26 protein-coding genes are annotated in these 25,951 nt (G+C 55.8%); 15 read left to right on the top strand and 11 right to left on the bottom strand.

The window, feature by feature from the left end; all coding sequences use genetic code 11:
• Position 1: 1 nt before the first annotated feature.
• The 3 genes from LG198_RS08935 to LG198_RS08925 are packed head-to-tail and all read right to left on the bottom strand — an operon-like array spanning position 2 to position 3,053.
• Entirely contained in the window at positions 2-226 is a 225-nt protein-coding gene (locus LG198_RS08935) for an acyl carrier protein (protein ID WP_230342826.1), read from the bottom strand.
• An 11-nt stretch (positions 227-237) separates the two neighbouring features.
• Entirely contained in the window at positions 238-1,398 is a 1,161-nt protein-coding gene (locus LG198_RS08930) for a DegT/DnrJ/EryC1/StrS family aminotransferase (protein ID WP_230342825.1), read from the bottom strand.
• Positions 1,395-3,053, bottom strand: a complete 1,659-nt coding sequence (locus LG198_RS08925; protein WP_230342824.1) for an O-linked N-acetylglucosamine transferase, SPINDLY family protein — start codon at positions 3,051-3,053, stop codon at positions 1,395-1,397. Before LG198_RS08925 ends, LG198_RS08930 begins: the two co-directional genes overlap by 4 nt.
• A 349-nt stretch (positions 3,054-3,402) precedes the next feature.
• On the opposite strand from LG198_RS08925, the gene thiS reads away from it, so the two are divergent.
• Genes thiS through mltA form a run of 4 tightly spaced genes read left to right on the top strand, consistent with a single transcriptional unit; the run spans position 3,403 to position 6,048 of the window.
• Positions 3,403-3,609, top strand: a complete 207-nt coding sequence (gene thiS / locus LG198_RS08920; RefSeq protein WP_230342823.1) for a sulfur carrier protein ThiS — start codon at positions 3,403-3,405, stop codon at positions 3,607-3,609.
• The gene (locus LG198_RS08915) at positions 3,610-4,389 is read left to right on the top strand and encodes a thiazole synthase (RefSeq protein ID WP_230342822.1); all 780 of its coding nucleotides are present in this window, start codon (positions 3,610-3,612) and stop codon (positions 4,387-4,389) included.
• 9 nt (positions 4,390-4,398) lie between these two features.
• Positions 4,399-4,782 (top strand): Co2+/Mg2+ efflux protein ApaG, encoded by a 384-nt coding sequence (gene apaG, locus LG198_RS08910; RefSeq protein ID WP_230342821.1) that lies wholly within the window; start codon positions 4,399-4,401, stop codon positions 4,780-4,782.
• 3 nt (positions 4,783-4,785) lie between these two features.
• Complete coding sequence (gene mltA, locus LG198_RS08905; RefSeq protein ID WP_230342820.1) at positions 4,786-6,048, top strand: murein transglycosylase A; 1,263 nt, start codon at positions 4,786-4,788, stop codon at positions 6,046-6,048.
• A 29-nt stretch (positions 6,049-6,077) separates the two neighbouring features.
• Here mltA and LG198_RS08900 read toward each other — a convergent pair whose 3' ends face one another.
• Positions 6,078-6,845: a DODA-type extradiol aromatic ring-opening family dioxygenase gene (locus tag LG198_RS08900; protein ID WP_230342819.1), complete on the bottom strand. Its 768-nt coding sequence runs from the start codon at positions 6,843-6,845 to the stop codon at positions 6,078-6,080.
• A 66-nt stretch (positions 6,846-6,911) separates the two neighbouring features.
• Positions 6,912-7,298 carry a DoxX family protein gene (locus tag LG198_RS08895; RefSeq protein WP_230342818.1) on the bottom strand — a complete coding sequence of 129 codons (387 nt, stop codon included), beginning with the start codon at positions 7,296-7,298 and terminating at the stop codon, positions 6,912-6,914.
• Positions 7,299-7,407: 109 nt separating this feature from the next.
• Between LG198_RS08895 and LG198_RS08890 the strand changes: the two genes are divergently transcribed.
• A complete protein-coding gene (locus LG198_RS08890) occupies positions 7,408-8,283 on the top strand; it encodes a LysR family transcriptional regulator (protein WP_230342817.1) in 876 nt (291 codons plus the stop codon).
• 67 nt (positions 8,284-8,350) lie between these two features.
• On the opposite strand, the gene pqqA is transcribed toward LG198_RS08890, so the two are convergent.
• The 5 genes from pqqA to LG198_RS08865 form a co-directional block, all read right to left on the bottom strand.
• Complete coding sequence (pqqA, locus tag LG198_RS08885; protein WP_081774944.1) at positions 8,351-8,422, bottom strand: pyrroloquinoline quinone precursor peptide PqqA; 72 nt, start codon at positions 8,420-8,422, stop codon at positions 8,351-8,353.
• Between the two features lie 150 nt (positions 8,423-8,572).
• Positions 8,573-8,707, bottom strand: a complete 135-nt coding sequence (locus tag LG198_RS08880; protein ID WP_230342816.1) for an entericidin A/B family lipoprotein — start codon at positions 8,705-8,707, stop codon at positions 8,573-8,575.
• Positions 8,708-8,779: 72 nt separating this feature from the next.
• On the bottom strand, positions 8,780-9,997 hold the full coding sequence (gene lplT / locus LG198_RS08875; RefSeq protein ID WP_230342815.1) for a lysophospholipid transporter LplT: 1,218 nt from the start codon (positions 9,995-9,997) through the stop codon (positions 8,780-8,782).
• Between the two features lie 2 nt (positions 9,998-9,999).
• Positions 10,000-12,123, bottom strand: a complete 2,124-nt coding sequence (aas, locus tag LG198_RS08870) for a bifunctional acyl-ACP--phospholipid O-acyltransferase/long-chain-fatty-acid--ACP ligase (protein ID WP_230342814.1) — start codon at positions 12,121-12,123, stop codon at positions 10,000-10,002.
• A gap of 16 nt (positions 12,124-12,139) precedes the next feature.
• Positions 12,140-12,445, bottom strand: coding sequence for an ArsR/SmtB family transcription factor (locus LG198_RS08865; protein ID WP_230342813.1), 306 nt, complete (start codon positions 12,443-12,445; stop codon positions 12,140-12,142).
• A 143-nt stretch (positions 12,446-12,588) separates the two neighbouring features.
• On the opposite strand from LG198_RS08865, the gene LG198_RS08860 reads away from it, so the two are divergent.
• From LG198_RS08860 to LG198_RS08825, 8 genes are all read left to right on the top strand, one after another.
• On the top strand, positions 12,589-13,350 hold the full coding sequence (locus LG198_RS08860) for a 2OG-Fe dioxygenase family protein (protein WP_328485218.1): 762 nt from the start codon (positions 12,589-12,591) through the stop codon (positions 13,348-13,350).
• Between the two features lie 87 nt (positions 13,351-13,437).
• Positions 13,438-17,145 (top strand): EAL domain-containing protein, encoded by a 3,708-nt coding sequence (locus LG198_RS08855; protein ID WP_230342812.1) that lies wholly within the window; start codon positions 13,438-13,440, stop codon positions 17,143-17,145.
• An 86-nt stretch (positions 17,146-17,231) separates the two neighbouring features.
• Positions 17,232-17,513 (top strand): DUF5666 domain-containing protein, encoded by a 282-nt coding sequence (locus tag LG198_RS08850; RefSeq protein ID WP_230342811.1) that lies wholly within the window; start codon positions 17,232-17,234, stop codon positions 17,511-17,513.
• Positions 17,514-17,595: 82 nt separating this feature from the next.
• Entirely contained in the window at positions 17,596-17,949 is a 354-nt protein-coding gene (locus tag LG198_RS08845; RefSeq protein WP_230342810.1) for a DUF411 domain-containing protein, read from the top strand.
• A 115-nt stretch (positions 17,950-18,064) separates the two neighbouring features.
• Entirely contained in the window at positions 18,065-19,861 is a 1,797-nt protein-coding gene (locus LG198_RS08840) for a GGDEF domain-containing protein (protein ID WP_230342809.1), read from the top strand.
• A gap of 2 nt (positions 19,862-19,863) precedes the next feature.
• Positions 19,864-20,322, top strand: coding sequence for a GNAT family N-acetyltransferase (locus LG198_RS08835; RefSeq protein WP_230342808.1), 459 nt, complete (start codon positions 19,864-19,866; stop codon positions 20,320-20,322).
• A 54-nt stretch (positions 20,323-20,376) separates the two neighbouring features.
• Positions 20,377-20,778 (top strand): VanZ family protein, encoded by a 402-nt coding sequence (locus LG198_RS08830; protein ID WP_230342807.1) that lies wholly within the window; start codon positions 20,377-20,379, stop codon positions 20,776-20,778.
• A 69-nt stretch (positions 20,779-20,847) separates the two neighbouring features.
• On the top strand, positions 20,848-22,083 hold the full coding sequence (locus LG198_RS08825; protein ID WP_230342806.1) for an MFS transporter: 1,236 nt from the start codon (positions 20,848-20,850) through the stop codon (positions 22,081-22,083).
• A gap of 16 nt (positions 22,084-22,099) precedes the next feature.
• Here the strand turns inward: LG198_RS08825 and LG198_RS08820 are convergent, their stop codons facing one another.
• Entirely contained in the window at positions 22,100-23,014 is a 915-nt protein-coding gene (locus tag LG198_RS08820; RefSeq protein WP_230342805.1) for a LysR family transcriptional regulator, read from the bottom strand.
• Between the two features lie 176 nt (positions 23,015-23,190).
• Here LG198_RS08820 and LG198_RS08815 point away from each other — a divergent pair, with 176 nt between their 5' ends.
• Positions 23,191-23,652, top strand: coding sequence for a (2Fe-2S)-binding protein (locus LG198_RS08815; protein ID WP_230342804.1), 462 nt, complete (start codon positions 23,191-23,193; stop codon positions 23,650-23,652).
• Positions 23,649-25,949, top strand: a complete 2,301-nt coding sequence (locus LG198_RS08810; protein WP_230342803.1) for a xanthine dehydrogenase family protein molybdopterin-binding subunit — start codon at positions 23,649-23,651, stop codon at positions 25,947-25,949. Before LG198_RS08815 ends, LG198_RS08810 begins: the two co-directional genes overlap by 4 nt.
• Positions 25,950-25,951 lie beyond the last annotated feature (2 nt).

Raw genomic sequence — 25,951 nt, 5'->3', positions numbered from 1 at the left:
CTCAGGCAAGTAGTTGATAAAGGTCTTGGACAGTGGCGGCCTTTTTCAAATGTTCACCGGTAATCGTCTTGCCATACTCCATGTCGAACATGACGATGACGCCCAGCGCCGCCAGAGAGTCCCATTCCGGTAAGTCTTCGAGCTTGGTTTCTGGCGTGATGGCTACTTGTTCCTGAAAGTCCACTGCGGCAATGAATTTTTCAATAAAGGCTTCGATGTTATCCATGGTCATTCTCACTAAGGTTGATGCGCTAAAATTGGGCTGGCAGTTGCCAGCCTGGTGGCCTCTACTACACGATTGATATCTTCATTGGTCATGAAGGGAGAAAACGGCAGGCCAATAAGTCCTGTGGCAATCGCTTCTGCAATAGGCGTTGGTTGTTTGATGATGGGGGCCACCTTAGCTGCGTGCTGGTGCAATAGCGGTTGGTACCAGCGGCGGGTGGAGATTTGCCGTTGCTGGCAGATTGTTTCCAGCCGGTCGCGCGCTTTTGCGGCCATACGCAGGCAGAAAATCGTCGGCGCGGCCAACGTGATGCCGGCCTGCCATTGCAGCAGATCCCCGCAGGCGTCTTCCAATGCCTGGCGATAAGCGCGGTAAATGTCCTGCCGGAGCCTGGCTTGTGCATCCCATTGGTCCAGGCTCGCATGGGCGACGGCAGCATGGTATTCGGACAGTTTGGCATTGCTGCCGACAAAGGAAAGGTGCCCGACCGGAAAGCCGGCATTTGCATCCAGGTTAATGCCGAAGTTGCTGAGCTGGCGCACAGTGGAGTTAACGGAGGGATTGCCGCTCACTACCAGCCCTCCCTCTCCTGCCGCAAGCGATTTTGTGGCATGCATGCTGTAGACCACTGGAATATCAGGAGCCTTGACCCATTGGCTGCCGAAAGCACCAGCCGCATCAATAACGACATTGATGCCCGATTGGCGCTGGAAAATACTCCAGCCCTGCGTATCCTGGGGCTGGCCGAATGCTGAAACGGCGAGCACGGCCTGGGCGCCGGTTTGTGCGGCAGCTTGCGTGGCAATTGCCGGGGTGAGCAGCCAGCTATGCGGGTCGATATCGGCAATCACCGGGATGTAACCAGCGCGGATGATAGCGGTCAGCGAGGCGACAAAGGTCAGTGCAGGCACAATGACTTTGCTGCCCGGGGGAAGATCAAGGCTGCTGAGTACCAACTCCAGCCCGAGCGTGGCGCTACTGGTGGTGGTGACATGGATGGGATCAGGGCTGTGTGCTTCAAATATTGCAGAAAGACGTTCTTCCAAAGCCCCGTTGAGCGGGCCGAAGTTTGAGTAGTGGCGGTTGTGATCCAGTTTGGCAAGATAAGGCGCGAGCGCATCCCGGTTCGGCAAGAGTGGCGTCAGCAGCGGGATGGCAGTATGGCGGTTCATATGGTGTGTTCCTGCTTTTGCTCATAGGTTGCACGTAGATGCTGCATATCGTCGGTGTAAGGCGTTTGTACAGTGAGAAATTTTGCTGCATCCAGCAGGTAGTTGAGCCAGAGCTGGCGATAACTGGTTTCAAGGTCGCGGCAACGGCCTGCGTAGTCCATCAGCGCCGATTGTTGCAGTAAATGGCGTGCCCGTGCGCGATGTTCGCTCAATATTTCCGGGTGGTCGAGCAAGTGCAGGACTTTTTCAATGTATTCTTCTTCGTTATTGGCCACCCATTGGCCCAGACCCAAGCCTTTCAGTGTGGTGGCAGTAGATGCGGAGACGGCTTCTGTTGCGTCCATCGCAATAATCGGCAGCCCCATCCATAGAGTATGCAGTGTTGTGGTGCCACCGGAAATCGGGAAACTGTCGAGCGCGATATCCACGATATTGCCGCGCGTCATGAACTCGTCCATCGGTACCATGGGTGAGACGATGATGCGGTACAACGGCAACCCAAGACTGACCAGCCGGGGTTCTATGGTATTGACCGCGTCGTCAATATTCATTTCCTGCACATGGATCAGCAACTGCACATCGGGCCTGGCTTCCAAGATGCGTTTCCAGACCAATAGCGCCTGGTCGCTCAGTTTGCGCGAGCTGTTGAGGGAAGCGATCGTGGGCGGATTGCCACGCAGCATGGGCGGTTCGAGTTCGAGCGGCGTGTTGGCGGGAGGTATGTAACTCGCCATGCAATGCAGCCGGAACAGTTTCTCCACATAGAATTGCTCATTCCCGGCAGGATCCATGCCCCAGTCGGTGAGGCGGTAGTCCATGGCCTTCATGCCGAGCGTACTGCCGACATAGCCCAGCCAGGTGACCTGAATCGGGGCGGCACGGCGCGCAAACACCAGCAGGCGATGGCCAAAGGTATGGCCGGATAGGTCAACCAAGATGTCGATCTTGTTTTGCTGGATCAGCTTATGTAGCGCATTGTCACTAAGCTTTGACACATCATGCCAATGTGGCGCCAATGCCTTGAGTTTCGCTGTCGTGGCGTCCTGCTCGCTGTTATTGGCAAACACGAATACTTCGACTTGTGCGGGATCATGGTGGGCAAATACCGGTTCCATGAAATAGGCCACTGCATGGTCACGCATGTCGCCGGAAACATAGCCGATGCGTAGAACGCGATCAGGAGAGCGGTCATGGTCAAAGGGGGCTGGATTCTTGCCCAGCGGGTCTGCAAAGCGTTCGCCCCATGCGCGATACAAGGCCAGTTTGCGTGCAGGGTCGGGACGGCTGATGGAATGAATGTTGGCGCGTTCCAGCAGGAATGTGGCATTGTCCGGCTGCATTTCGACCACGTGGTCGATAAAGGCACAGGATTCTTCCAGTTTGCCCAGGTAGAAATAGGCAATCGCCAGGCCATAAATTGCCTCGACGTTCTGCGGCTCCATGCCCAGTACGAATTCCATGGTTTCCGCGGCCTGTTGGTATTTCATGGTGCGCAGGAAGAGATTGCCGATCTTGAGCCAGGTAGATAGTTGTCCTCCGCCGGTTCCCAACGACGCGGTATATTTGGATAGGGCTTCCAGGTAATTGTGCTTGGCCTCGGCAGCGAGGCCGGCCTTGAACAATGCCTGTGAATGTGCGGATGACTGCTGTGACAATTTCTCTGCCTTGTCTTTATTCTCGTATGTTCGCCCTGTATATCCCGTTGAAGCCTATATGTCGCGGCATGTCCAGTCAAGCCAGGTATTTGCCGGGACAACGTACCGCATGAAATAATCATGAACAGGCTCTAAGCCCAGGATTTAATCTTAATATCGGTCAGATAGGAACAATGTTGAGATAAGCAGGGTAAATGCCTGGTTATTCAAATATTTCACTAGCCAAGCCATGACCTTGGTTTGCTAATTACCCATGAACCTACGTAAAATATCACCTTTGGCGGCAAGGCCCGCTCATCCCTGAATCGATCATTTCACTTTGCACGTAATTTCATTAGGGTAGTATCAATTGATTCATCTGACCATCAACGGAAATCCGCGGCAGTTCGATGTTGAGCGCCTGACGGTGGGCGAGCTGGTGGAAAAGCTCGGCCTGACCGGCAAGCGCCTGGCGATTGAGCGCAATGGCGAAATCGTCCCGCGCGGCAATTTTGCCGAAGCAGTGCTGAACAGTAATGACAAACTCGAAATCGTGGGCGCGGTAGGAGGCGGTTGAATGGATACATTGAATATTGCAGGCAAAAGCTACAATTCACGCTTGCTGGTGGGAACGGGCAAATACAAGGATTTTGAGCAGACCAAGGCCGCCATTGACGCCAGTGGCGCCGAGATTGTCACGGTGGCCATCCGCCGCACCAATATCGGCCAGAATGCAGGCGAGCCGTCATTGCTGGATTTCCTGCCGCCGGAAGAGTACACCTACCTACCGAATACGGCGGGCTGTTACAGCGCTGATGATGCCGTGCGCACCTTGCGCCTGGCGCGTGAGCTGCTGGATGGCCACAAGCTGGTCAAGCTGGAGGTCTTGGGCGACCCCAGGACGCTCTATCCCAATATGCTGGAGACGTTGAAGGCTGCGGAAACCCTGGTCAAGGATGGTTTTGATGTCATGGTCTACTGTTCCGATGACCCGATCATTGCCAAGCAGCTTGAAGAGTTGGGCTGTGCGGCCGTGATGCCCCTTGCCTCGCTGATCGGTTCCGGCATGGGGATTCTGAATCCCTGGAACCTGCAGATCATTATCGAGAACGCCAAGATTCCCGTGCTGGTGGATGCTGGCGTGGGAACCGCGTCCGATGCTGCCATTGCCATGGAACTGGGCTGTCAGGGCGTCCTGATGAATACGGCGATTGCTGCGGCTCAGGACCCTATCCTCATGGCGGGTGCGATGAAAAAAGCAATTGAAGCTGGTCGGGAGGCCTTCCTGGCCGGCCGTATGCCGAGAAAGCTTTACTCCGCTTCACCAAGTTCACCAACCAGCGGCCTGATCAGTTAAGGAAACCACATGTCCAAGGACAAGCGCTATGTATTTTCTGTGCAGGTGGAAACAGCGTTTGTGCCTGAGCAATCTGATGTAGAGCAAAACCGCTATGTGTTTTCCTATACGATCCATATCGAGAATACCGGCAACGTGGCGGCGCAATTGATCAGCCGCCACTGGATTATCACCGATGCCACCGGCAAGACGCAGGAAGTGCGAGGCCTGGGCGTCGTAGGCCAGCAGCCTTTGCTGCAGCCAGGCGAGCGCTTTCAATATACCAGCGGCACCATGTTGGCTACCCCTGTGGGGGAAATGCGCGGGTTCTATCACATCACGGCGGAAGACGGCACGCAGTTTGATAGCGAGATTGCGACTTTCACACTCAATATGCCGCGCGTGCTTCACTAGCTCATGACGATATTGGGATTCTCCGGCCTGCGCAGGCGGACATGGATATTGGCATTGCTGTTGACAGCGTGCGGCGGCCAACAGCACGTCAAGCTGGAGCAGCCTTGCCAGTGTCTGGAACTTCCAACACCTTCGCTACCGGTTCCGGAGCAACCCAGGCAGCCATCCACTAGCCAACCTGTAGCAGAAAAACCTCATATCCCGGACTATGGTTTGCTCAAGCCTGCGCGCTGGCAGGATCTTGCCGGGTTGGAGCAGGCGCAATTGGGCGAGGCCTGGCCGGCTTGGCTGCTTGGCTGTAATACCCTGAAAAACCGCCAGCCATGGCAGGTGGCATGCGAAGCGGCCAGCCGCTTGCCCCAGCGCCCGGCACACTCCGAAGTGCTTGCTTACTTCCAGCATTATTTCAATGTTTACCAGGCGACCAATCAGGATGGCGGCGATACCGGCCTGGTTACCGGCTACTACGAGCCCCTGCTCAAAGGCAGCCGCGTCAGGACGGCACAGTACCGCTATCCTTTGTATGCCCGCCCTGACGACCTGATTACCGTGGAGCTGGCCAGCCTGTTTCCCGAACTTGCCAATAAGCGCGTGCGTGGCCGTGTGGTCGGTAACAAGCTGGTGCCCTACTTCACCAGGGCCGAAATCGAAGACGGCCAGTCATCGGTCGCCGGCCGTGAATTGCTCTGGGTGAACGACCCGGTCGAGTTGTTTTTCCTGCAGGTGCAAGGCTCCGGCCTGGTGCAGTTGGAAAACGGCGAAGCCGTGCATGTGGGCTATGCTGACCAGAACGGCATGAGCTACCAGTCGATTGGGCGCACATTGGTCGAGCGCGGTGAACTGACGCTGGACAAGGCCTCCATGCAGGGTATCAAGCAATGGGGCCGCCAGAATCCTGCCAAGCTGCAAGAGCTATTGAATACCAATCCCAGCTATGTCTTCTTCCGCGAGCTGCCGCCCAACCTGCCCGGGCCATTGGGTGCCCTGGGGGTGCCTATCCTGGCAGAGCGTGTCGTGGCCGTGGACCCAAAATACATTCCCCTGGGCGCGCCGGTATTCCTGGCAACGACCTATCCCAACAGCAGCACTCCGCTTAACCGCATGATGATGGCGCAGGACACCGGCGGTGCAATCAAGGGCGGAGTGCGTGCCGATTTCTTCTGGGGCGCGGGTGACGCGGCCGGCCAGCAGGCCGGTGCGATGAAGCAGGAAGGCCGGCTCTGGGTTTTCCTACCCAAAGGCTTTCCGCTGCCCGGCACGAAGTAACTCGCACGTTGCTGCTGGCGAGTGTTGCGCTAGTGCCAGACATAGGTATCCATTGCGAGAATGCCATAGGTATTCTCGGGCTGATAGCGGATTGCCTGCCCTTGTGCGGCACCTAGGGCCACAAACAGGGGCATGAGATGGTCCTCATGCGGGTGGGCGCGCGTGCCTCCCGGCGCCTGTTGCCTGTAGTCCAGCAAAGCATCAACATCCCCTGCCGCAATTTTCTCCCCCATCCAGTCGCTGAATGCGGAGACATAGTCGAGTGCCTGGGCATCCCGGTCTGAGGTAAAGAAGTCATGCAGGTTATGCGTGATGGCACCTGAGCATAGCAGCATGACGTTGCCGGTTTTCAATCCTGCGAGCGCCTGCCCGAGCTGATAGTGGGCACGTGGCCCGGCCTGGCTTTGTATCGATAGCTGGGCCACGGGAATATCGGCATGCGGATACATCAGCATCAGCGGCACCCAGACACCATGGTCGAGGCCGCGCGATGTATCGATACCTGCGGCGATATCATGCGCAGCCAGTGTTTCTACGACAGTGCGTGCCAGCCCCGGCGCGCCGGGCGCCGGATATTGCATTGCATACATGGCCGGCGGGAATCCGCCAAAATCATGGATAGTGTCAGGCCGTGGGGTGGCACTGACACGCGGCTGCTGGGTATCCCAGTGCGCCGAGACTGCCAGGATCGCATCCGGACGCGGCAATGATGCAGCCAGTTCCGCCAACATTGTGCCTGTTTTACCAGGCTTGAGCACCAGGCTGGGTGCGCCATGCGAAATGAATAATGTGCTCATGATATTTGCCCTCGATCACTCATCAGCCAGGTGTTGCATGGCTGATAGGCTTCGCTTGTGTAACGGTTAGCGGCGATTGCCATCAAGGCTCAAGTTGCCGGCGCCATGCACGACGATTTGCAGCAGACCGCCTGTGATGGCGAGGTTCTTCAGGAACAGGATGGTCTGAAGCTGGTCATTCAGGTCGAAATGGAACATGAACGCTGTGACTAGCGTGAACAGTGCAATCGCCAACGCCACAATGCGGGCGCGATAACCGATCAACAAGGCGGTTGCCAAGCCCAGTTCGACAAACAATGCAATGGCATAGCCCAGCTCAGGCAAAGGCGCGCCAGTGCTGGTAATGAAGGCGATGGTGCCGGTCGGGTCTGCGAGTTTGCCAAAGCCGCTGATGATGAAAATCAATGCCAGCAGTGCGCGGCCAATCAGGGCGGTGAGGTTTGCGGCGTTCATGATGATGTCCTTTTATGAAGTGATGAAAGATGAATGCATTGTATTTTGTATTATATGGATTGATAATTAGCTATTAATTGGTAAAACTGTCCATAAATGGTTGACAATAATGAACCAGCTCGAACAAATGCGGATTTACGCCGAGGTGGTGAAAAGCGGCAATTTCACAACGGCCGCGGCTCGCCTGGGGATCAGCAAGCAACTGGTCAGCCGCCGGGTGATGGAGTTGGAGGAACGCCTTGGCGCGAGATTGCTGCATCGCACTACGCGTAAATTGTCGCCGACGGAGCTGGGCCGCGTATTTTTTGCACGGTGCCTGAATATCCTGCAGGAGGTTGACGAAGCCGAGCAGGAAATTTCCAGCAGCAGTGGCGAGTTGCGGGGCCTGCTCAGGATATCTGCCCCGGTCTCTTTTGCCAGCATGGTGTTGTCGCCTGCACTGAATCGCTTCATGCAATTGCATCCCAGGCTTGAAGTGGCGCTGGATGTGGATAATCGCATCGTGGATCTGATAGGTGAAGGCTATGACATGGCGATCCGCATCACCAAGCAACCCGACGAAGGCTTGGTGGCGCGCAAATTAACCGACTCGCCGTTGATCTATTGCTGCAGTCCGGATTACCTGGCCCGGTATGGTGCTCCACAATCGCCGACACAGCTGGGACAACACCGGTGCATAGCGACGCGGGCCGGCGAGTGGCTGTTTACGGATAACGGTGAGTTGCTGAAGTTGCAGGTGCATCCAGTGCTGCGTTCAAATCATGGAGAGGTGATGTGCGAAGCTGCGGCTGCCGGGCTGGGTATTGTCGGCCTGCCGGAGTTTTACGTCAGGAGCGCCATCCAGAAGGGGCAGGTAGTGCAGGTATTGCAGGAGTATACCGGCGACATTGGCGCCGTGTATGCGCTCTATCCGCAACATCGCCAAGCCTCGCTTATGGTGCGCAGTTTTGCCGATTTCCTGCAGCAATGGTTCCAGCCGGGATGATTTGCAAAGCCTGAAAAGACAAATGGGAGCATTAAGCTCCCATTTCGATTATTGACGCGAAGGTCAATTAGCGATTGCAAACATACATTGTTACTTCAAAGCCGAAACGCATCTCGGTAACTTCTGGCTTGGTCCACATAATATAGCTCCTTAGCAGGTGTTCAGAATGGGCGTGCTGCAAAGCTGCAGTACGTGAACCAAACTTTACTCGCACGCATCAAGCTTGACACGGGTGCTAGCCATTAAAACAGGCTCATGATTTTCATGAGCCTGGGCGGCTTACTGGAAGTTATTTGTTCTTGTCAGCAGCATTTTCAAGCTTTTCGCCACCGCGCTGGATATCTTGGCCAGCGCCCTTCATGGTGTTACAGCCGGTCAATGCGATAAATCCACACAACATCAAGAATGCGGTCAATTTTTTCATGGCGCTGCTCCTTCGCAGAATGATCATGTGCACTCAATATAGAGGCTTCAGCTCAGCAGCAAATTCAGGCATTCACTGAATCCTGTGTAGGATGTTTCCTACCCAATTACCTTTCCTGATGCGTGACCAGGCAAGACTCCCTGTCGCAATGAAAACCAGGCCTCCTATCGTCATCATAATGGGAATGATAGGAAGCTGTTGCTTGCTGAGCAGGATGTAGACGCCCATCAGCAACAGCATGCTGAGATTCTCGAACAGGTTCTGGATCGCGATGGCATGGCCTGAGCCTACGGATTGATGTCCGCGTTCCTGCAGCAATGCGTTGAGCGGCACCGCATAGAAGCCACCCAGCAGGCCAATCAGCAGCAAGCAGGCAATCGCCATATAAATGTTGCTGGTGTAGGCAAACGCCATGATGGCGAGGCCAATCAGTACCCCTGCCGGCAATGCGCGGTTGACGGTATGCAGCTCGACCCAGCGGGCAGCGGCAATCGCCCCGATGGCGATACCGATGGCGACTGCGCCACTAAGGTTGGCGGGCGTGCTCAAGTCCTGGATATGCAGTGCGACAGGCACCCATGCCACCAGCAGGAAACGCAGCGTGCTGCCTGCGCCCCAGAAAATACTGGTGCCGATAATGGAGAACCTTGCATCCGGGTCCCGCATCAGTTTGCGAGTTGCCTGGATGAAGTCCCGGCACATGGACAGTGGTGCAAATGTGGTCAATGGGTGTGCAGGCGGCAGGCGCGGGATCAGCAGGTTGATGGCTGCGGCGAGCAGATATGCGATTGCAACGGCATAAAGCGCGCCAGCCAGCCAATAGTCCGCCAGCCAGCCGCCGATTACCGCGCCCAGCAGGATGGCCACAATCGTGGAGCCTTCCATCAGGCTGTTGGCCTTGACCAGCTTATCGGTGGCGACCAGTTCGCTGAGGATGCCGTATTTTGCCGGGGAATAGGCGGCCGCACCCAACCCTACCATGCCATAGGCCAGCAGCGGGTTGAGGCCGCTCAGCATCGCGGCAGCGCCGAGGAATTTCATGCTATTGGCAATCAGCATGACGCGCCCTTTGGGCAGGGTGTCGGCAAACGGGCCTGCGAACGGCGCCAGCGCAATATAGGCAATCACGAAGAATTCCTGCAACAGGGGAATTTGCCATGCAGGGGCGCTTCCGGCTTGCAATAACGCGATGGCGGCAAACAGCAGCGCGTTATCCGCAAGCGCCGAGATGAACTGGGCCAGCATGACAGCCAGCATGCCGCGGCTGAGAAAAATTGATTGAACATTCATGCTTATCTTTCGGCTTCAGCCATTTGTTTGAGGGTGACGTAGTCAGTCTTGCCGGTACCTAGTTGCGGCAATGCCTTGACGACGATAATCTTGCGTGCAACCGCAAGCTCGCTACTGCCGGTTTTAAGTGCGGCCTGGGCCAGAGCTTCACGCGCCAGTGCTGCGTCTGTTGTGTAGAGGACGATATTCTCGCCGCGGTGTGTGTCAGTTTGTGTGGTGGCAGCGTGCTGGTGGTCAGGGGATGCCGTGCTCGCGAGCAGTTCCGCTGTTTCCAGCGAGACCATTTCACCTGCGATCTTGGCAAAGCGTTTTACCCGTCCCTGGATGGTGACAAACCCACGCGTGTCAATGCTCACGACATCACCAGTGTCATACCAGTCATTTTCTGGCGGCTGTAATTTGCCTGGTGCTTGAAACAGATAGTAACCCAGCATCACGTTCGGGCCCTTGACCCTGAGCAGGCCGCCATTGTCGATGCCAGGGACAGTGTCAAGCCGGTGCTGCAATCCGGGAAGCAGCATGCCGACACTGCCGGCCTTCTGCGCCATGGGGGTGTTGACCGCCAGCACCGGCGCGCATTCCGTTGCGCCGTAGCCTTCCAGGATACGGATGCCGAACTTGTCCATCCATAAATTGCGCACTTCGCTGCTGAGTTTTTCCGCGCCCGCGACGACGTAGCGCATTGTGTAGAAGTCATAGGGGTGGGCAAACCTGGCATAGTTGCCGAGGAAGGTGCTGGTGCCGAAGAGCGCGGTACAGCCACGCTCATAGATCACTTCGGGAATCACGCGGTAATGCAGCGGCGATGGGTAGATGAAGACTTTGCTGCCGCATACCAGCGGCATGATGCCGCCACAGGTGAAGCCGAACGCATGGAACAACGGTAAGGCCATCATGAATTTATCGCGGTGCGAGAAGTCAATAACGGCGCGAATCTGCGCAATATTGGCAAGAATGCTGCGGTGGCTGTGCACCACGCCTTTGGGCTTGCCCTCGGAGCCGGAGGTGAAGAGCACTACGGCAGGTGCGTCAGGGTTATTCATCTTTGCAATGCACCTGGGGAAGCGCAATGCATAGGCCATGAGCCAGAGCTTGTCCGCCAGGCCGAACTGGCTGCGCATGTCTTCCAGATAAACGATATTGAGGCCGGCCAGTTTGGATACCGTATCCTCCAGCTTGGCGGTTTCAAGGAATTTGCGCGAGGTGATGACGGTCTTGATCTGGGCGGCGGTGCATGCATTCTGCATACCGCTGGTGCCGGCGGTGTAGTTGAGCATCGCGGGGATGCGCCCCAGCGCGCTCATGCCGAACACCAGGCAAACAGTGTTAGTGACATTCGGCATCAATACGCCGATGGTTTCTCCCTCTCGACTTACCTTGCTGGCGATGCGCCCCAGCGCCAGGCTTTTCTTGAGCAATGCGCCATAGTCCTCCTCGACAAGCTGCATATCCTCCGCGATCTTACGCTTGCGGCCATAAGTGCCGATCGCATCGAGGAAAGCGCCATACAAAGTGTTGCTAGGTTCCGAGGCAAACATCATCTCCTGCATGATGTGCTGCATCTGCTCGCCCGCCAGGCGGCGTCTTTCCTTGGCGCGGGGAGCGTCAGGCATGGGAATGGAGGTCGATGGCAGGATAGTGAGGGTGATCTTGGGAAAGACCTGGCGCGGGAAGTCGCGGTCAAGGCGGCTGAACCAGCTTTTTGCCGCACCGCGGATACGCACCGGCAAGATAGTCGCCCCAGTGCGGGCCGCGGCAAAGGCCGGGCCGGTGTAGACCTTCATCAGGCTGCCAGTCAGCGTGATGCGCCCTTCCGGGAAAATCATCACGGATCCGCCTGCTTCCAGCAGGCGGATCACCTTCTTCATTGCCAACGGACTGTTCGTGTCCACGGCAAGATGCGGCACATGGCTCAGAATCCAGCGGAAGAACCGGTTGTCGAGCACGGTGGTGTGGACGACGAAGGTCGTGCGTATGGGGAGAAAAAGCCCGAGCAGAAAACCATCCAGAAAGGATTCGTGGTTGCTGATGACGAGCAGCTTTTCAGGTTGGGGAATATGTTCTCGGCCCCGTACTTCAATGCGGAACAGTAGTTTGGTAATCGCTCTGGTCAATGACAATAACATCGGCTTTTCTCTCTTGTCAGATTTCTTGCTGGATGTAACGCAGGACGTTTTCGAGCGCGGTCTGCATGTAGTCCTTGTCGATGGAGAACAGTACTTCCTTGCCGACTTTCTCACGCCTGAGCGCGCCGCCTTGCTCCAGCACCTTGAGGTGATGCGTAACTGCGGTACGGCTTAGCGTGGATGCTGCCGCAATCTGGCTGATGCTCAAACGCTCGTTTGATTCAAAGGAAAGCAGGATGCGCTGCCGATGCGCATCGCCAAGTGCAACAAATAAATCAGAGATGCTTCGCCAGGCGTCGGGAATGTCACTGTGTGATTTCATCACTAAATAATTAGTTACTTGGTGATGTGGGTCAACAAGTTTTTTTCAAAGATCGCCTGCGATTCGCTAATATGCTGGGTAGTTAGCAGGCCAAACATCTTAATGACTTGAATAATCGTGAGAACCAACCCAGGCAGTTTTAATTGAGTGAAAAGTATTTGATGCAGGTAAATGACACGGTAAGCCTTTGTGAGCAAATCACAGCCAACGGATTCAGTTTTGTGCCGGGGCAACAGGTACGAGAGTGGTTACTGGCCTCCAACCCTGGAGCATTGTCGGATTGGGGTGTGTTTGATGCCAGTTGGGATGGCATGCCACTCGATGAGTATATGGCAGACGGAGGGAGCTATCGCCGCCGCCGTTTTGCTACCCTGAGTGCTGAAAAAACCGGGCCCATCATGTTGGAGCCGCATCAACCGCATTACCAGAGCCGGGAGTACAACTCGCTCAATGGCGGGATCGCACGTATTTACGAGCCGATTCCAGCCAGCCTGGTTCAGGGTCCGACCATGCAGGGTGTCTTGCATTTATGTCGGGATTTATTCAGCCGGTTGCGTCCCGATGCACGCTGGCATATAGAGGCGCACCAGTTCCGCATCGAGGCCAGCCAGCAGGCGCATGGAAAGCCTGCTCCCGAGGGTGTGCACCGGGATGGCGTGGATTATGTCCTCGTGATGATGGTCAAGCGCGTGAATATTTCCAGCGGCACGACGACTTTGCATAACCTGAATAAGGTTGTGCTGGATAGCTTTACCCTGACCAATCCGCTGGATTGGGCGCTGGTGGATGACAAGCGATGTATGCACGGTGTCACCCAGGTTGAGCAGATTGACTCAACCCAGGCTGCATATCGTGATGTATTGGTTGTCACGTTTACTGACAAGACATCAGTCGCTATGGGTTAATGTTCTTGTTGCGCTTGATTGGTTTGGATAGAGGATTTTTCCATTGAACAGCGTGTGTTTGCCATGCCGGAGTGGGGAGTAAAGGATATGGACTGTTCAATCTATCATGTTCTTATGCGTGTGCTGCTATTGTCTCTCCTGCTGCTGAGCGGCCAGGCTGTTGCCGAGCCGCTGGATAAGGTCAGGCTGCAACTCAAGTGGTATCACCAGTTCCAGTTTGCCGGCTACTATGCAGCCCAGGCACAAGGATACTATCGCGACGAAGGGCTGGAGGTCGAGATAGTCGAGGCCGATATGCAACACTCCTCGGTTGAGCAGGTTGTTTCCGGCAAAACCCAATATGGCGTGGGTGACGCCGAAATTGCAATTGCGCGCATTCAAGGGCAGCCCATCGTGGCATTGGCTGCCATCTTCCAGCATCCTCCCCATATTCTCCTCAGTAAGAAATCCAGCAATATCAGGGCGCCAGCCGATCTTGTGGGCAAGCGTGTCATGCTGGCGAATACCGAATGGCGCGATGCGCAACATCGCGCATTGCTGCTCAAGCACGGTATCAATATGCAGGAAATGACCATCCTGCCTCAAAGCGGCAGGTTGGAGGATTTACTGGAAGACAAAGTCGACGTCATTTCTGCCTACGCCACCGTGGAGCCTCTGCGCATGAGAGAGTTGGGGATTGAGCCTGCCATGCTGGTGGCAATGGATTTTGGCGTCGATTTCTATGGCGATACCTTGTTCACCAGCGAAGCTGAGCTAAATGCGCATCCGGACCGGGTTGAGGCGTTCACGCGCGCGAGCCTGAAGGGCTGGAAATATGCCTTGGACAATCCGCATGAAGTCGCGCAATTGATCCTGCATATGCCGTCAGCGAGAAAGCAGCCGCCCGATCTCAAGCAACTGATGTATGAAGCACGGGAAATGCAGCGCTTCATTTTGCCGGATTTGGTCGAAATCGGACGTATGACGCGGGCGCGCTGGGAATTGATTGCCCGGATGTTTGCCGAGCTTGGCCTGGTCAAGGCAGATTATTCTCTGGATGGGTTTGTCTGGAGAGAAACTGAGGGAGGCGCCCACCTAGTGAAATGGTTTGCTGGTGGAGCGCTGCTGGTTGGCTTGGTGGCAGGCCTGGTATTGCTCTGGAACCTGCAAATCCGTAAAAAGGTACGGGAGCAAACGCGCGAGCTACATGCTGAAATCCATCAGCGGCAGCTGGTCGAAAGAGAGCTGAAATCGGCCCAGGAGCAGGTCAGGCTGACTTTCCATGCTGCTTCGGCAGGGATTGCCATGACGTCGATTGATGGTCGGTTTCTGTTGGTCAATCCGGCTTATTCCGAAATTGTCGGGTATTCAGAGGAGGAGTTGAAGAAGCTCTACTGCCACGATCTCAATCATGAAGAAGATAGCCTGGAGGCGCGAAATAACAGGCAGCGCCTGCTCAATGGCGAGATTGATTACTCGGTGGTGGAAAAACGGTACAGGGCAAAGTCCGGCCGGCCGGTTTGGGTGCGTATCAGCGCAACCTTGGTAAAAAATGCGGATGGCAGCCCGCGGAACCTGATCAAGGTGGTTGAAAACATCGAACAGCAAAAGCGCCAGGAAAGTTTACGAGTCGAGCAGCAGCATTTGCTGGAGCGCATAGCGGCTGGTGCGGAGCTGGATGATATTTTGCATGCCAGCGTGGAGCTGATAGAGGCGCAATATCCGGAAGTGCTTGGCTCTATCATGCTGCTTGAGAAGGCCGAAGTATTCGGCAGGAGTATTGCGCCGCGCCTGCCTCAAAGCTACCTGAAGAAGCTCCAGGGTCTGCATATCGGGCCAGGGATAGGGTCGTGCGGCACGGCTGCGTATGAGCGTCGCACTGTCGTTGTCGCTGATATCCAGCAGGATCCACTTTGGGCAGAGTACCGGGATATTGCAAAACGCTATGGCTTGAGAGCTTGCTGGTCCATGCCTATTTTATCCAGCACCCAGCAGGTGCTGGGTACTTTTGGCGTCTATGGCCGTGTACCGCGCATGCCCGAGCAACGCGAAATGGAATTGGTGAGCGCGTGTTGCCATATTGTCGGGATCGCGATTGAGCGAAACCGCTCCGAAGAGCAGCTCAGGCTGCTGGAAACCAGTATCGCCCGGCTCAATGATATTGTCCTGATTGCAGAAGCGGACCCGCAAGGGGTGCAAAGCCCGCATATCATCTTCGTCAACAAGGCATTCGAGCGGCTCACGGGCTACAGTGCTGAGGAGGTCATCGGCAAGGATCCAGACATGCTGGACGGCCCCAATACCCAAATGGATGAATTGAGGCGTGTAAAGAATCTGCTCAAGCAGGGCAAATCTGTGCGTACCGAGTTGATCAACTACAAGAAAAACGGCGAAGAAATCTGGCTGGAGATGGATATCCTGCCGATTGCGAACAATGCCGGGGTGTTTACACACTGGGTGGCGGTCGAGCGGGATATTACGGAGCGCAAGGCGGCAGAAAGCAAAATCCAGCATCTGGCGTTTTACGACATGCTGACAAACTTGCCTAATCGCCTGTTGCTGCTTGACCGTCTTGAGCAGGCATTGCTCAACAGCATGCGGCTCAACCGTTCGGGTGCGTTGCTGTTTCTGGACCTGGATAATTTCAAGACCCTCAATGATACCCATGGCCACGATTTTGGCGACATGCTGCTTGAGCAAGTGGCGCAACGTTTGCTCGGCAGTGTACGCATCACGGATACGGTGGCGCGTCTGGGCGGGGATGAGTTTGTGGTCGTGGTGGAGAATCTCAGCGAACGGAGCAATGACGCCGCCCAGGAAGCCAGCAATATTGCCGAGAAAATTCTGCTGGCCTTGAGCCAGTCGTTCAGGTTGTCGGCCTACGAGCATTATTCATCCTGCAGTGTGGGCATCGCCTTGTTCAGCAACGAGCAACAGGTGACGGTTGATGAGTTGCTGAAGCGTGCTGATCTTGCCATGTACCAGGCAAAAGCTGCGGGGCGCAATACTTTCCGTTTCTTTGACCCGGCCATGCAGGCATTGATCACCAAGCGCGCTGCCATGGAGGAGGATTTGCGCCAGGCGTTGCGGCGTGATGAGATGCGGCTGTATTACCAACCCCAGGTGGACAGTCGGGGCAATTTGCTCGGGGCTGAAGCATTGATACGCTGGGAGCATCCGCAACAAGGCTTGCTTTCTCCCGCAGGCTTTATCGGCCTTGCCGAAGAAACAGGCTTGATCCTGCCGATTGGCGAATGGGTCCTGATCAGCGCCTGCAAGCAGTTAGTAATATGGGGAGAGCGTCCGGAAACTGCAAACTTGTGCCTGTCCGTCAATGTGAGTGCGCGCCAATTGCATCAGCACGATTTTATCGAGCGTGTATTCGCCATTCTCAAGGAAACGGGCGCGCATCCGCAGAATCTCAAGCTGGAACTGACAGAGAGCACCTTGGTGGAAAATATCGAGGAGATGATCATCAAGATGAATACGCTCAAGGCAATGGGGGTGGGCTTTGCCATGGATGATTTTGGCACTGGTTATTCATCGTTGGCATACCTGAAGCGCTTGCCCTTGTCCCAACTCAAGATCGACCGTTCTTTTGTGCGGGACGTCCTGATTGACAGTAATGATGCCTCCATTGTGCAAACCATTATTGCACTGGGCCATGGGCTGGGCTTGAAAGTGGTGGCGGAAGGTGTGGAAAGCAGGGAGCAGCAACGGTTCCTTGCCGATCATGGTTGCCTGGCTTATCAGGGATATTTGTTCGGCAAGCCGCAGCCGGTTGAGCAGTTTGAACAGGTGTTTGGATTGGCATAACAATTGACATCATGTTAATTGTTGGGAATTATTCCTTAATGAATGTGAAATTTTTCACATTCATAGTTGATAGGAGGAGTGGTGCCATGAATAAAACACGATGTATCAGTCTTGCCATGCTTGCGTTGTCAGGCATGGCGTTCAACGCCCAGGCTGCGGAGGAAGAATTCTACGGCGTGATTGAAAGCCGCCCGCAAACGGATGTGGGAACCTGGGTAGTGTCGGGTCGTCAACTGAATGTCACCAAAGATACCGAGCTTGAGCAAAAGCATGGCCCGCTGGTAGTGGGCGCATGTGTCGAGGTCGAAATTGAAGATGGCCTGGTGGAAGAAATAGAAACCAAGAAAAAAGAAAAGTGCGCCAAATAATGCAACTTCTCGCTGCGGCGGTTTGAGCAGCCGGCCATCAAGCTGTTAGACTCAGGCTCCCGATCCATTCTTCCGGAACAACATGTCTGTTCTCATGCGCTTGATGGCTGCCCTGCTGTTGCTCAGTTCAACTTCCGCCTGGGCATTGCCGCTGGTGACGCTGTACAAGGACGCCAATTGTGGCTGCTGCCAGAAATACGTGGCCTATTTGCGTGAGCATGGCTTCAAGGTGGAAGCGTTTGACCGCCAGGACATGGCGCGTATCAAGCAGCAATATGGCGTCACCCGGGTGTCGAGTTGCCATACGGCCTTGATTGGCGGTTATGTGGTGGAAGGCCATGTGCCGGTGGCTGCCATTCAGAAACTGCTCAAGCAAAAACCCGCAATTGCCGGGATCAGTGTACCCGATATGCCCAAAGTGTTTTCCGTGGAGTGAACGGCGTGGCATCTCCGGAATTTCCGGGGTGAAAAGCTGCTTGATTGATATATTGAAATTTGCCCATTAGCGATATGCTAATGCCCTACTTCACTATCAACTTGAAGATGCAGCCATGATGCAAGAATCCGCTTCTGCCATTGAGATTGCGCGCCAGACCCTGATGCAGCTTGCTTCGCGCAAAATCCCCCCTACTCCCGATAATTTCCGTGCCGTCTATGACGAAATCGCCGGGGTGAAATCTGCAGACAGTTCTACCGGGCTTGCCAATGCGCTGGATGAAGTCTTGCTGGTCGCAGGCTTGCAGAGCCCGAAATACCTGGTTGCGGCGCAGGCCATCAAGCAGTCGGTGGAAAGCAGCAACTGGCAGCGATTCAAGGAACAGTTGACCGGTCTGCTGCCGCAGTCCGGGGTTTCCGAGGAGGTGAGCTGGCCAACGGCGCTGCGCCATTTGCTCAAACAGCTGGAGGCCAGCCATAGGGGCGTGACACTTTCGCGCAAGCGTGAAGGCTTGCAACGCTTGCTGGGCAATTTCGAGCACGATCCCGCATTGCCGCAAAAAATCCATGCCCTGGCCGATTCGTGGGGGACAGGCAGCGGCGATGATCTGGCGTTGAGTGCTGATCCGGGAGAAAGCATTGCGGCAGTGTCACCGGTGGAAAAGACCGAGACTGGGCACGAGCCTGCGCGGGCATATTACGCGCGGATTGCCGACCACTGGCGCGAGATGCTGATGCGCACCATCAGCTTGATCGTCATTCCGCAGCTTGCCGCATGGCCTGAAATGGCAAAAAAGGCAGAGGCGCTGCTTGAGGATATCCGGCTGGCCTATGCCGAAGAGGATGTGCTGAAGCAGGCAGAGGGGCTCAAGTCTGTGCTGTTCACGTTGGAAATGCATGGAGATACCCAGCAGCGGACCCATGATGCGCTATTGCAGTTGCTGCGGCTATTGATGACCAGCATGAATGAGCTTGTGATGGAGGACCGATGGCTGCATGGGCAAACCATGATTGTGCAGGATATCCTGTCGCGCCCGTTGTCGCTGGATATGCTGTATGACGCGGAAAGCAGCCTGAAGGAACTGATCTTCAAGCAAGGGCAGCTAAAGCCCAGGTTGCTGGATGCACGCGATTCCATGAAGAAAATGGCGGAAATGTTTGTGGTGCGCCTGGCCGACCTGACTGACAGTGCCAGCGACTACCAGGACAAGATAGATGGCTACAAGCAGAAAATCACCGAGACTGAAGACATCGTGGAGTTGCATGCGCTGATAGACAGAATGCTGGAAGATACCCGGAGTATCAGCTTCAATATCCGCCAGTCGCGCGAGATACTGCTGGAAACACAGCAAAAGGTAGTGGAGTCCGAGCGACTGATCCAGGAATTGACCTCGAAACTGGATTACGTGAATGAAGTTGCACACGAGGATTTCCTGACGGGCACGCTGAACCGGCGTGGCATGGAGGAGGCATTGGAGCGTGAGTTTGACCGGGCCAACCGCCATGGTACCCGCTTGAGCCTTGCCATGATGGATATTGACCATTTCAAGCGCTTGAACGACCAGCTCGGTCATGCGACCGGTGACAAGGCGCTGGTGCATCTGTCCAAGGTCATCAGGGAGTCGTTGCGCAGCACCGATGTGCTGGCGCGGTATGGCGGAGAAGAGTTCATCATTATCCTGCCGGGGACAGGAGAGGCGGAGGCAGTTGACATCATGAAGCGTGCACAGCGTGACCTTACGCGTAATTTTTTCATGCTCAATAATGAGCGCGTGCTTATCACTTTTAGTGCAGGTGTTGCAGAACGCGAACAGGATGAAAGTGCGGCAACATTGCTGCCACGTGCAGACAAGGCCTTGTATCGTGCAAAACAGGGGGGGCGCAACCTGGTGATTGGTACAACAGGGCTCTAAGGATGATTTTCAGCGAGATCAGGCATGCTTCCGATCTTTACGATAAAAGCCTGCGCTTGCGTGAGCAAGTGCTGCGTATGCCGCTCGGGTTGACACTGAGTGCGGCCGATCTTGCGGATGAAGCGCAGCAATGGCATTTCGGACTGGTTGAGCAAGGTGATTTGTTAGCCTTCCTGGTCGTCAAGCCAGCCCAAAAGCCACTGGCCAAGCTGCGCCAGATGGCGGTTGCTCCCGCAATGCAGGGACGCGGCCTGGGGCGAGTACTTGTCAATGCTACCGAGCAATTCTTGCGGCAACGCGGATTTGATGAAGTGATGCTAGATGCGCGCGAAACCGCGATTGGTTTTTACCAGGCATTGGGATATTGCGTCGATGGCGATGTGTTCCAGCAAGTAGGGATTCCCCACCGCTGCATGCGCAAGTCCCTGGCATGGCCTGTGCATGCACAAGATGGCAGCTAATGCCGTACCGTGCTAGGATTGGGCTCCTGCGCATTTGGCTTCGGCTATTGTCTATTGACTGCCACGCATCTGCTTAACTACCTGAATACAAATATATTGATTACACCTGAACGTCTGAAATTCCTGGCACTAGGCATGCTGATTCTTGTGATCGCCGGTATTTTCATTGGAGGCGAGGCGCCTGGGGCAGGTTCGTTATTTCCGCCGCCATGGGATAAAGTCGTGCACTTTTTTGCCTTTGGCACTATCGGGGTGCTGGCCGGCCTGGCGTTTCCACGTCTTCCCTTGGGGGTGGCATGGGTGCTCGTGGTCCTGATTGGCGCTGCAGATGAACTGCACCAATTGTTCATCCAGGGCCGGCAGGCCGGCCTCGATGACCTGCTTGCCGATGCCTTGGGCGGGCTGGCCGCCTTGCCGGTGATCGCCCTGCTGCGGCGCTGGCTGCTAAAGGGCTGATGATGCTAGGCGGATAGCCCTGATAATGCCATGGTGTAATGAACCTGGCGCTTTCTTTACAATAACACCATGTTACCTGACGTTTCGTCTTACCCTTTACGCAACCCTGCGTTCCTGAGATTGCTGGCTTTTCGCGTCAGCATTACCTTTTCCTACCAGATCATGGCGGTGGTAGTCGGTTGGCATATCTACCAGATCACGCGCGATCCCCTGTCCTTGGGTTTGATCGGTCTGGCGGAAGTGATTCCTTATTTCTGCATGGCCTTGTTTGCTGGTTATGCGGTGGACCATTACTCGCGCCGCATGTTCGGTGTACTGGCAAGCATTGTGCTGGTGATTAACGCGCTGGTATTAGCAGCAATCGCTGCAGGGTGGCTGTGGCATGAAAGTGAGTCTTCGCTTTATATCTACATTTCCATTGCCTGTGTTGGTTTTGCGCGCGCTTTCATTGGGCCTTCCTATAGCGCGCTGTTTGCCCTGGTGCTGCCGCGCCAGCAGTTTGCGCGTGCAGCCAGCATAGGCAGTTCGGTATTGCAGACAGGCTTGGTGCTGGGGCCTGCCATCGGCGGCGGCATGATCGCCTGGGCCGGGATCAGTGCAGCGTATTGCAGCTCTGCCGTATTTGCGCTGGTAGCGGTGGCCGCGATGTTGAGCCTTAAGGTCAGGCAGCCGCCTGCAACCGACAGCACGCCGGTATTTGCCAGCATTTCCCAGGGGTTGCGTTTTGTCTTCAATAACCAGGTGATGCTGGGAGCGCAGGCACTGGATATGTTTGCCGTGTTGTTTGGCGGGGCGGTGGCCATGCTGCCCATGTTTATTCATGATGTCTTCAACCATGGCCCGGAAGGCCTGGGCATCCTGCGTGCTGCGCCCGCGGTGGGTGCCATTGCCACCGGGATATGGCTCACGCACCACCCGGTCAACCGCCATGCCGGCCGTATTTTGCTGATGGCGGTTGCGGGTTTTGGCCTCAGCATCATTGCGTTTGCCTTGAGCGGCAGTTTCTGGCTGGCGGCTTTCCTGTTGTTGATTTCGGGGATTTGTGACGGCGTATCGGTGATTGTGCGGACGACCATCATGCAATTGGTGACGCCGGATGAAATGCGTGGCCGCGTGTCTGCCATCAACGGCATTTTCATTGGCTCATCCAATGAGTTGGGCGCATTTGAGTCGGGCATGGCAGCCAGGTTGTTGGGGCTGGTGCCTTCAGTGATCTTTGGCGGTGCCATGACCATTGCCGTGGTCGGCGCCGTGGCAAAGTTTGCGCCCAGGTTGCGCAGGCTCAATATGCGCGACCTGCATTGAGCGCTTTACTTACATATTAGCGCCGGGTGGGGTAAAACGCCGGGTCGCTGAGCGCTTGCGCAATCTCGTCATAGACGATGCGGATGCGTTCCGGCACTGGGCCGCGCCTGGGGCGATAAACATATACATTCCACGATGGCGCGACAAATTCATCCAGTACGGTGACCAGCCGTCCGCTCCTCAGGTGTGGAATGACGAGCGGAGAGCCAAGCTGGGCAAAACCCACGCCATTGAGTGCCAGCGACAATTCCGTATCAGAGTCATCGGTGATGAAACTGGTCGTCCTTGGATTGAATTGCTGGCCATCGGCAAAAAACCAAGGCCAGCTTTTGCCGCTGCTCTTGTCGACCAGTGCAATGGTGGGTACTTCATGCAAGTCGTTCAGGTTCTGTGGCGTACCCGCGCGCGCGATTAGTTCCGGTGTGGCGACAACGATAAATGATAGTTTTGCCAGGGAGCGGGCGACAAAGCTGCTGTCGCGCAAAAACCCCACGCGGACGCCAATATCAATCTGCTGTTCCACCACGTCGCTGTGCATGTCCGAGAGCCGGAGGTCAATGGTGATATGCGGATGCTCATGTGCAATCCGGCTCAGGACCGGCAACAGAAAATGCTTGCCGATCACGACAGGTGCGGTGATGCGCACTACCCCACCGATATCCTGCTTCTGCTGATTTCCGCTGGTGAGGAATAAATCATCCACACTGCGGATTGTGTCGCGCGCCCGCAATGCAAGCTGTTCACCAAATTCCGTAATGCGCATCTGCCGTGTATTGCGGTAGAACAATGGCTCGCCAAGCAGGGATTCCAGTTCCTTGATGGCGCGCGTGACCGCCTGTGGCGATACGCTCAGCCGTGTGGCGGCTTCCTTGAAGCTGGGTGCTTCAGCAGCGGCGCAAAAGATGCGCATCATTTCCAGGCGATTGAGCATGGACGAGTCCGTGTTGATATTGACGCATCATTATTCCATAAAATGGAATTCTAAAATGATGATATTTCCATTTAAAGAGTAGGGGAATATGCTCATACTCTGCATATCATATTGATAATAAACGATATATTTTAAAATATATAACGTTTTCCCGTTTTTGGATGGAAAGGAAAACCATGGTCACGCTGGAAATTAACGGCAAAAGCAGTCAGCTGGATGTGCCGAATGAGATGCCCTTGCTATGGGCAATACGCGATATCGCGCAACTGACCGGCACCAAGTTCGGCTGCGGCATGGCTTTATGTGGCGCATGCACCGTGCACCTGGACAATGAACCGGTGCGTGCCTGCGTGACGCCGGTATCAGCTGCGGTAGGCAAAAAGATCACGACTGTGGAAGCGATCGGCGAAGACAAAGTGGGCAAGGCAGTACAGCAGGCCTGGCTGGAACTCGGCGTGGCCCAGTGCGGCTACTGCCAGGCAGGCCAGGTGATGTCCGCAACTGCCCTGCTCAAGAGCACATCCAACCCCACCGATGACGAAATCGACGAAGCTATGAGCGGCAATATCTGCCGCTGCGGTACTTATCCGCGCATCCGTGCCGCGATCAAGCTGGCTGCCAAGGAGGGGACAAAATGAGCCAGGAATCAATATTGGATTTGCCTGACCTAAATCGCCGCCGCCTGCTCAAGGGTGTAGGCATCGCGACCGGGCTTGCCCTCACCATAGGCGTGAATGGCCTGGTGCGCGCTGCTGTGGAAGAACCAAAGAAGTATGGCGGCGATGCCATGCCTGGCGGCCTGAAGGCAGACGTGCTGGTATTCGTCTCGATAAGCACGGACGGCATCGTCAATATCGTTGCGCACCGTTCCGAAATGGGCCAGGGAGTGCGTACCAGCCTGCCCATGGTGGTGGCGGATGAGCTGGAGGCAGATTGGGAACGCGTGAAGGTTGTACAGGCAGAAGGCAATGAGGCCAGGTACGGTAACCAGAATACCGATGGCTCGCGCAGCATGCGTCACCATTTCGAGCCGATGCGCCGCATTGGCGCGACTGCGCGCATGATGCTTGAAACTGCTGCCGCATTGGCATGGGGTGTGCCAATCAGCGAAGTTGAAGCCAAACAGCACCAGGTGGTGCATAAACCCAGTGGCAAGAAGCTGGGCTACGGCGAGTTGTCGGCAGCGGCTGCCAAGGTTCCCGTGCCGGCGCGGGATAAATTGAAGCTCAAGTCCTCGGCCGAATTTCGGTACATTGGCAAGCAGAACACGCGCAATATCGATGGCCAGAAGATCGTCACCGGCACCACGCATTACGGCATTGATACTCAGTTGAAGGGCATGCTGCATGCCGTGGTCGCCAGGCCGCCAGTGTTCGGCGGCAAGGTAAAATCCTTCGATGCCAGCGCTGCGTTAAAGGTGCCGGGCGTGATGAAAGTCATCGAGCTGCAAGGCAGCAACCTGCCGCCCTTGTTCCACCCTTTGGGCGGTATTGCGGTGCTGGCAAGCAATACCTGGGCTGCCATCAAGGGCCGTGAGGCACTCAAGATCACCTGGGATCACGGTTCAAATGCGAGCTATGATTCCCAAGCTTTCCGCAAAACCCTGGAAAACGCCGCACGCAAGCCCGCTAAGGCCGTGCGCAACAATGGCGATGCGGTTGGCGTGCTGGCCAAATCCAAGCAGCTTTTTTCTGCGGAATATTACCAGCCACATATTGCCCACGGCACCATGGAGCCGCCCGCTGCCACCGTGCAAATCGTCGATGGAAAATGCGAGGCATGGGCATGCGTGCAGGATCCGCAGGCAGCGCTCAATACTGTCGCGGGCCATCTCGGCTTCAAGCCTGAAAACGTCAAGGTCAATGTCACCCTGCTGGGTGGCGGCTTTGGGCGTAAATCCAAGCCGGATTTCGTGGCGGAAGCCGCCCTGCTTTCGCAAGCTATGGGCGGCAAGCCGGTGAAAGTGACCTGGACCCGCGAGGATGACCTGCATCACGACTATTTCCACACGGTGTCGCTGGAGCGCATTGAGTGCGCGCTGGATGCCAAAGGCATGCCTACCGCATGGCTGCATCGCACTACAGCGCCCACCATTGCCTCGACCTTTGTCGAGAATGCCAAGGGTGGTGCGCCTTTTGAGCTGGGCATGGGGGCGGTGAACATGCCGTTCAATATCCCTAATATGCGCGTTGAAAGCCCGGAGATACCTGCGCATACGCGGATTGGCTGGTTCCGTTCGGTTTCTAATATTCCGCACGCGTTTGCTGTGCAGTCATTTGTTGCCGAGCTGGCGCACCAGGCAAAGCGCGATCCCCGCGATTACCTGCTGGATTTGCTGGGGCCTGCCCGCAAGGTTAACCCGGAAAGCATCTCGGATAGCTGGAACTATGGCGAATCGCCGGAGCGTTACCCGATTGATATTGGCCGCATGCGCCATGTGGTGGAGCTTGCCTGCCAAAAGGCGGGCTGGGGCCGCAAGTTGCCCAAGAGTCATGGCCTGGGCTTGGCATTGTGCTACAACTTCGTGACCTATATCGCTACCGTGGTTGAGGTCGTGGTGGGCGATGATGGCGAGGTCAGCATTCCGCGTGTGGATATTGCCGTGGATTGCGGTCCGCAAGTGAACCCGGACCGCATCCGCTCGCAGGCGGAAGGCGCTTGTATCATGGGTGCAAGCCTTACCCTGACGGGCGAGATTACTTTTAAGAACGGCGTGGCACAGCAAAGCAACTTCCATGAATACCAAGTGCTTCGCATTGACGAAGCGCCGCGCGAAATTCGCGTGCACATGGTGGACCATGGCCTGGATGTGCCGCTGGGCGGGGTGGGCGAGCCCGTTACCCCGACGATTGCCCCAGCCATTTGCAATGCGATCTTTGCGGCGACTGGTCAGCGTATCCGCACCCTGCCAATCCGCGACCAGTTGAAGGCATAAGC

Source organism: Methylobacillus arboreus, assembly GCF_020532725.1.
Classification (GTDB): Bacteria; Pseudomonadota; Gammaproteobacteria; order Burkholderiales; family Methylophilaceae; genus Methylobacillus; species Methylobacillus arboreus.
Note: the sequence above shows the minus strand (reverse complement) of the source record. Positions and strands in the feature narration are given on the sequence as shown.